General features: G+C 63.5%; 6 protein-coding genes and 1 tRNA gene. 5 read left to right on the top strand and 2 right to left on the bottom strand.

The annotated features are described in order from the left end of the window. The 4 genes from EOA60_RS14145 to ugpC form a co-directional block, all read left to right on the top strand. Window positions 1-700: extracellular solute-binding protein (locus EOA60_RS14145; protein WP_128311505.1), on the top strand; the 700-nt coding region annotated here is incomplete at its 5' end. Continuing rightward, window positions 700-1,638 (top strand): sugar ABC transporter permease, encoded by a 939-nt coding sequence (locus tag EOA60_RS14150; RefSeq protein WP_128311506.1) that lies wholly within the window; start codon window positions 700-702, stop codon window positions 1,636-1,638. The genes EOA60_RS14145 and EOA60_RS14150, both read left to right, overlap by 1 nt. Beyond that, a complete protein-coding gene (locus tag EOA60_RS14155) occupies window positions 1,639-2,460 on the top strand; it encodes a carbohydrate ABC transporter permease (protein WP_082953638.1) in 822 nt (273 codons plus the stop codon). Between the two features lie 36 nt (window positions 2,461-2,496). Further along, the gene (gene ugpC, locus EOA60_RS14160; protein WP_066990385.1) at window positions 2,497-3,555 is read left to right on the top strand and encodes a sn-glycerol-3-phosphate ABC transporter ATP-binding protein UgpC; all 1,059 of its coding nucleotides are present in this window, start codon (window positions 2,497-2,499) and stop codon (window positions 3,553-3,555) included. Between the two features lie 134 nt (window positions 3,556-3,689). Here the strand turns inward: ugpC and EOA60_RS14165 are convergent. Together EOA60_RS14165 and EOA60_RS14170 are read right to left on the bottom strand one after the other, a co-directional pair. Further along, window positions 3,690-3,766, bottom strand: a tRNA-Arg gene (locus EOA60_RS14165). Between the two features lie 99 nt (window positions 3,767-3,865). Continuing rightward, window positions 3,866-5,029 (bottom strand): M20 aminoacylase family protein, encoded by a 1,164-nt coding sequence (locus EOA60_RS14170; protein ID WP_095799871.1) that lies wholly within the window; start codon window positions 5,027-5,029, stop codon window positions 3,866-3,868. Window positions 5,030-5,244: 215 nt separating this feature from the next. Here EOA60_RS14170 and EOA60_RS14175 point away from each other — a divergent pair. Continuing rightward, a partial coding sequence (locus EOA60_RS14175) for a D-alanyl-D-alanine carboxypeptidase family protein (RefSeq protein WP_164899305.1) occupies window positions 5,245-6,337 on the top strand: 1,093 nt, incomplete at its 3' end.

A 6,337-nucleotide genomic window follows, 5' to 3' on the forward strand; every position in this document is an offset into this window, starting at 1 on the left:
CGCCAACACGCCGGTGTGGACGTCTCTGATGCTCGGCTACGACATGACGCCGCTCGGCAGCGACGGCAAGCTGCGCACGACCTCGCCGGAGGCGATCGAGGCTGCCGCCCTCTACAAGCGGCTGATGACCAAGGCCGCGCCTCCCGGCGTCACCGGCTTCAACTGGGCCGAGGCGCAATCCGCCTTCCTGCAGGGCAAGATCGGCATGTGGTTCGATGGCGTGGGCTTCGCACCGCCGATGGAAAATCCGGAGAAGTCGCGGGTGGTCGGCAAGGTCGGCTATGGCGTCATGCCGAAGGGACCCAAGGCGCATGCCGCAGGCACGTTCGGCGACGGCATCGGTGTCACGTCCGCCAGCGCGAAGAAGGAAGCGGCCTATCTGTTCTGCCAGTGGGCGGTCTCTCCGGCCATGGGCGCGCGCCTGCTGCAGGCCGGCGCCGGCGTGCCGTTCCGCAAGTCGGTGCTGGAAGATCCCAAGGTGCGCGAAGGCGTCACCATGCCGCCGAGCTGGCTGGATGCCGTGGTCGGCTCAGGCAACATCAGCCGGCTGGCGCTGCCGGTCATCATCCCGGTGACCGGGTTCCGCGACATCTATGGCGTGGCGCTGACCAACAGGATTGCCGGCGCCGATCCCGCCGACGAACTGAAGAAGGCCACCGAGCAGTTCCAGCCGGTTCTCGACAGGAGCGAGCAAGGCTGATGTCCGCCATCGCCCCGGAACGCGCAGGGGTGACGACGCAAGCCGTCGAAGAGAGCCAGCCGATCCGGCTGGCTCCAAACTACTGGCCTTTCGTCATTCCTGCGCTCGTCGTCGTCGGCGCCGTGATCGTCTTCCCCTGGGCCTTCACGTTGTGGATGAGCGTCAACAGCTGGACGCTCGGCCAGTCGCGAAGCTTTGCCGGGATGGAAAATTATCTGCGCTTGGCGAGCGATCCGCGGTTTTGGGAATCGCTCTGGCATACCTTGATTTATACTTTCCTGTCGGTGGTCGCGCCGATGTTTTTCGGTACCGTCGCCGCGCTCATCTTCGACGCCAGGTTTGCCTTGCGCGGCCTGCTGCGCGGCGTCTTCGTGATGCCGATGATGGCCACGCCCGTCGCCGTGGCATTGGTCTGGACCATGATGTTCCATCCGCAGCTCGGCGTGCTCAACTATCTCTTGTCGCTAGTCGGCATTCCGGCGCAGGAGTGGATATTCAACGCCAACACCGTAATTCCTTCGCTGGTCGCGGTGGAGACCTGGCAGTGGACGCCGCTGGTGATGCTGATCGTGCTGGGTGGGCTGGCGTCAGTGCCGCGCGAGCCGTTCGAAAGCGCCGAGATCGACGGCGCCAATGCCTGGCAGCAGTTCCGCTACCTCACCTTGCCGATGATCGCGCCGTTTCTGATGATCGCGGTCATCATCCGCACGATCGATGCGCTCAAGAGCTTCGATATCATCTACGCGATGACCCAAGGTGGGCCGGGCACGGCATCGGAAACAATCAACATCTATCTCTACAACACCGCCTTCTCCTATTACGACATGGGCTACGGCTCGGCCATGGCGGTGGGGTTCTTCATCGTCATCGTGGCCCTGTCCTTCATCCTCCTGATGCTGCGCCAGCGCTCGCAATGGGTCGACACGGAGGGCAAATAGGTGAGCTCGCGGCTGCTCAACAAGATAGGCCTGTTCTTCGCGGCGCTGGTGCTGGTCTCGCCGGCGATCCTGTTCTTCCTCTGGATGATCTCGCTGTCGCTGAAGTTCGAGATCGACAACGGCGCCTATCCGCCGATCCTGATCCCGGAGCGCTTCGCCTGGTCGAACTACGCAAAGGTGTTCGAGGAGAACAATTTCCTGCTCTATCTGTGGAACTCGGTGCTGGTGACCGGCACGGCGACGCTGCTGGCGCTGCTGATCGGCGTGCCGGCCGGCTATGGCATCGCCAGGCTCAAGGCGGAACGCTCGGCGATCGTCATCATGATCGCCCGCATGACGCCCGGGCTTTCCTATCTCATCCCGCTGTTCCTCCTGTTTCAGTGGCTGGGCATCCTCGGCACGCTCTGGCCGCAGATCATCATCCATCTGGTGGTGACGGTGCCGATCGTGGTCTGGGTGATGATCGGCTATTTCGAGACGACGCCGATGGAATTGGAGGAGGCCGCCAACATCGACGGCGCCAGTTCGTGGCAGGTGTTTCGCCTGGTCGCGCTGCCGATCGCCAAGCCCGGCATCGTCGTCGCCTTCATCCTGTCGATCATCTTCTCGTGGAACAACTTCGTCTTCGGCGTCGTGCTCGCCAGCCGCGAGACGCGGACACTGCCGGTCGCGGTCTACAACATGTTGTCCTACGAGCAGGTGAGCTGGGGGCCGCTCGCCGCCGCCGCGCTGGTGGTGACGCTGCCGGTGCTGGTGCTGACCATGTTCGCGCAACGGCAGATCGTCGCCGGGCTGACCGCCGGCGCGGTCAAGGGTGGCTGAGCGCCTGATCCGCCCTCATTCTTTCGGAGATATGCAATGGCATCGGTAAGCATCAACAACGTGCAGAAGGCTTTCGGAGCCACTCGGATCATCCACGATGTCAGCGTCGATATCGCCGATGGCGAGTTCGTCATCCTGGTCGGACCGTCGGGCTGCGGAAAGTCGACGCTGCTGCGCATGATCGCGGGGCTGGAAACGATCTCGGCCGGAAAGATCGCAATCGGCGAGCGCACCGTGAACAACCTCAGGGCACGGGACCGCAACATCGCGATGGTGTTCCAGAACTACGCGCTCTACCCGCACATGACGGTGGCGGACAATATGGGCTTCGCGCTCAAGATCAAGAAAGCCGATCCGGCCGATACCGCGAGCCGGGTGAAGCGGGCAGCCGGCATTCTCGGCCTGGAAAAGCTGCTCGACCGCTATCCGCGCCAGCTTTCCGGCGGCCAGCGCCAGCGCGTCGCCATGGGCCGCGCCATCGTGCGCGACCCGCAGGTGTTTCTGTTCGACGAGCCGCTCTCCAATCTCGACGCCAAATTGCGCGTGCAGATGCGCGGCGAGATCAAGGCGCTGCATCAGCGGCTCGGCACCACCACCATCTATGTCACGCACGACCAGATCGAGGCGATGACCATGGCCGACAAGATCGTCGTGCTGCACGACGGTCTGGTCGAGCAAATCGGCGCGCCGCTCGATCTCTACGACCGGCCGGCCAATCTGTTCGTTGCCGGCTTCATCGGCTCGCCGGCCATGAACTTCATCCACGGCCACATCGAGGAGGGCATCTTCCGCAGTGCCGGTGGGCTGACGTTGCCGCTACCGCAAGGCATCCGGCCGAGCGAAGCCGCGGGAAGGGAACTGGTCTACGGCATTCGTCCCGAGCATATCCGGGCGACCGGCCAGGGTCTCTCCGGCACAGTCACGCTCATGGAGGCGACCGGCTCGGAAATCTTCGCCACGGTCGACTGCGGCGGAGAGGTGATCTCCTGCCTTTTCCGCGAGCGGCTGGCGCTGAAGCAAGGCGAGAGCGTGCGGATCGAGATCGACCGCGCCTCGGCGCATCTGTTCGACGCCAAAACCGGCCGGCGCATCTGATTGCCCTGCCCGCGCTCTCACCGCGGCGGCCAGGGAGTGCTTGAGATTCGAGCGAACGGAAAGCAACGGGAGCCCAGTTGCAAGAAAATGCAACATGGGAGCATTGCAAAAGTCAGCCAACCATTTGATTTAGTTGGTGATCCCGACAGGAATCGAACCTGTGACCTACAGATTAGGAATCTGCCGCTCTATCCTACTGAGCTACGGGACCACGCGGCCCGACACATAAACGCTTCGGGCCGGTTCGCCAAGAGGCGTTACCGGCCGATCGGCGGGAATCGGCCGGGAAGGTCGCCTCCGTGCAAAGCGGTCAGGCGGCCAGCGCCGTCTCCGCCAGCCTCACCCAATAGCTCATGCCGTGCGGTATGACCTCGTCGTTGAAGTCATAGGCCGGATGGTGAAGGCCGGCGGTGTCGCCGTTGCCGATGAAGATGAAGGCGCCGGGGCGCGCTTCCAGCATGTAGGAAAAATCCTCACCGCCCATCACCGGCTGGATGGCGCGGTGGACATTCGCGTCGCCGGCGACGCCGGCGGCAATATCGCTGGCGAAGGCCGTCTCTTCCGGATGGTTGAAAGTGACGGGATAGTTGGGGTCGTAGTCGACCTCGATCGTCGCGCCGAAGGCTGATGCCAGGCCAGCGCAAATGGCGCGGATTTTCTCTTCCGCTTTCCTGGCCACTTCCTTTTTCAGCGTGCGGACCGTGCCGGCGATCTCGGCTTTTTCCGGTATGACGTTGTAGGCATCGCCGGCATGGAATTTGGTCACCGACACGACGACGGCCTCGACCGGATCGGTGCTGCGTGAAGCAATGGTTTGCAAAGCGCTCACCAAGTGGCTGGTAATTACGATCGGGTCGATCGTGGCATGCGGCATCGCCGCATGGCCGCCATGCCCCTTGACGGTGATGGTGAATTCGGCGGTCGCCGCCATGATCGGGCCGGGCTTGATGGCGAACTCGCCGACGGGAAGGCCGGGCATGTTATGCATGCCGAACACCTTCGAGATGCCGAAGCGGTCCATCATGCCGTCCTTGACCATTTCGTTGCCGCCGCCGCCGCCTTCCTCGGCGGGCTGGAAGATCACCGCCACGGAGCCGACGAAATTGCGCGTTTCGGCGAGGTATTTGGCTGCGCCGAGCAGCATGGCGGTGTGGCCGTCATGGCCGCAGGCATGCATTTTGCCGGGAACGCTCGACGCGTAAGGCTTGCCGGTGATCTCGTTGATCGGCAAAGCGTCCATGTCGGCGCGCAGGCCGATGGCCGGACCCTCGCCCTTACGGCCGCGGATGATGCCGACGACGCCGGTTTTGCCGAGGCCGGTCACAACCTCGTCGCAACCGAAAGCCTGCAGCTTGTCGGTGACGAAGGCGGCGGTCTGGAAAACGTCGAAGTTCAGTTCCGGCGTCTGGTGCAGATGGCGCCGCCAGCCCGCGACTTCTTCCTGCATTTCCGCGGCACGGTTGAGAATTGGCATAATCGTTCCATTTCTTTGTTGGGGCAGGCAATTCAGGGCCGCTGCCCGGCAAGTGTGATCGTCTGGCGCTTTGCCATTTTGACGTCACATAGGGTAAATAGCACCGCATAATGCGGCCCGGAGTCGAGGGTCGGTCCGCACTATGCTGGCCATCGCGCAGCGAAATCTTACGGAGCCAGCGGCAACTACGGCAAGAGGCGATTTCGGAATTGATCATGCGGCAGAGGCATTTCCTCAACCTATTGCTTGCGGGGGCGCTGGCGCTGCCGATGCTTTCCGGCACTGCGCGCGCCAATCCGGTGGTGCTGTTCGACCTGAAGAGCGGCAAGGTGCTGGAGCATCAGGACGCCTTCAAGCGCTGGTATCCGGCCTCGCTGAGCAAGCTGATGACGGCCTATGTGGCGTTCCGAGCGATCGCCGCCGGCGAGGTGGCGCTCGATTCGCCGATCAAGGTGACGAAACATTCGGCCGGCGAGCCGCCGAGCAAGATGGGCTTCAAGCCCGGATCGGTCATGCGGCTCGACAATGCGCTGAAGATGATGCTGGTCAAGTCGGCCAACGACATCGCCATGGCCGTCGGCGAGAACATCGGCGGATCGCAGGCCGCCTTCGCCGACCGCATGAATGCCGAGGCCGCCAGGCTCGGCATGGTCGGAACGCATTTCGTCAACCCGAATGGGCTGTTCTCGCCGGACCAGTACACGACCGCGCGCGACCTTGCCGTCCTGGTGACGGCGCTTCGCAACGACTTCCCGCAATATGCGCCGTGGTTCTCTATCGAGGGCCTTGCCGTCGGTAAGAAGGCGATCCCGAACTACAATCTGCTGATCGGGCGCTATCCCGGCGCCGACGGGATGAAAACCGGCTTCGTCTGCTCCTCGGGCTTCAACATGATCGGCTCGGCGACGCGCGATGGCCGCACACTGGTTGCCGTGGTGCTCGGCGAAAAATCCGCCATCAGCCGCGCCGAAGCGGCGGCGAAGCTGCTCGACCAGGGTTTTGACGCGCCGGCGGCCGGGTCGACGACGCTCGCGGCGCTCAAGCCCTATGGCGACACGCTGTCGCCCAACGACCTGCAGGACGAGATCTGCAAGAAGAAGCCGAAGGAACAGCAGTCGGAGGCAGCGCCTGCCGTCGCCGCCAAGGACAAGGCCAAATCGCCCTATCAGGTGAAACTCGATCACCCGACGCTGATCGCGGTCGGCCTTGGCGGGGCCACCGGGCCGGCGCCCAAGGCTTTCGTCGACCAGACCGATCAGAACTATGCCGATGTGCCGCTGCCCAGTTGGCGGCCCGACAAGCCTCTGC

Source organism: Mesorhizobium sp. M1A.F.Ca.IN.020.06.1.1 (assembly GCF_004023265.1).
Lineage (GTDB): Bacteria > Pseudomonadota > Alphaproteobacteria > Rhizobiales > Rhizobiaceae > Mesorhizobium.

Coding starts and splice junctions, on each gene's coding strand:
- EOA60_RS14150 (WP_128311506.1), top strand. CDS start 700: ATGTCCGCCATCGCCCCGGAACGCGCAGGGGTGACGACGCAAGCCGTC.
- ugpC (WP_066990385.1), top strand. CDS start 2,497: ATGGCATCGGTAAGCATCAACAACGTGCAGAAGGCTTTCGGAGCCACT.
- EOA60_RS14170 (WP_095799871.1), bottom strand. CDS start 5,029: ATGCCAATTCTCAACCGTGCCGCGGAAATGCAGGAAGAAGTCGCGGGC.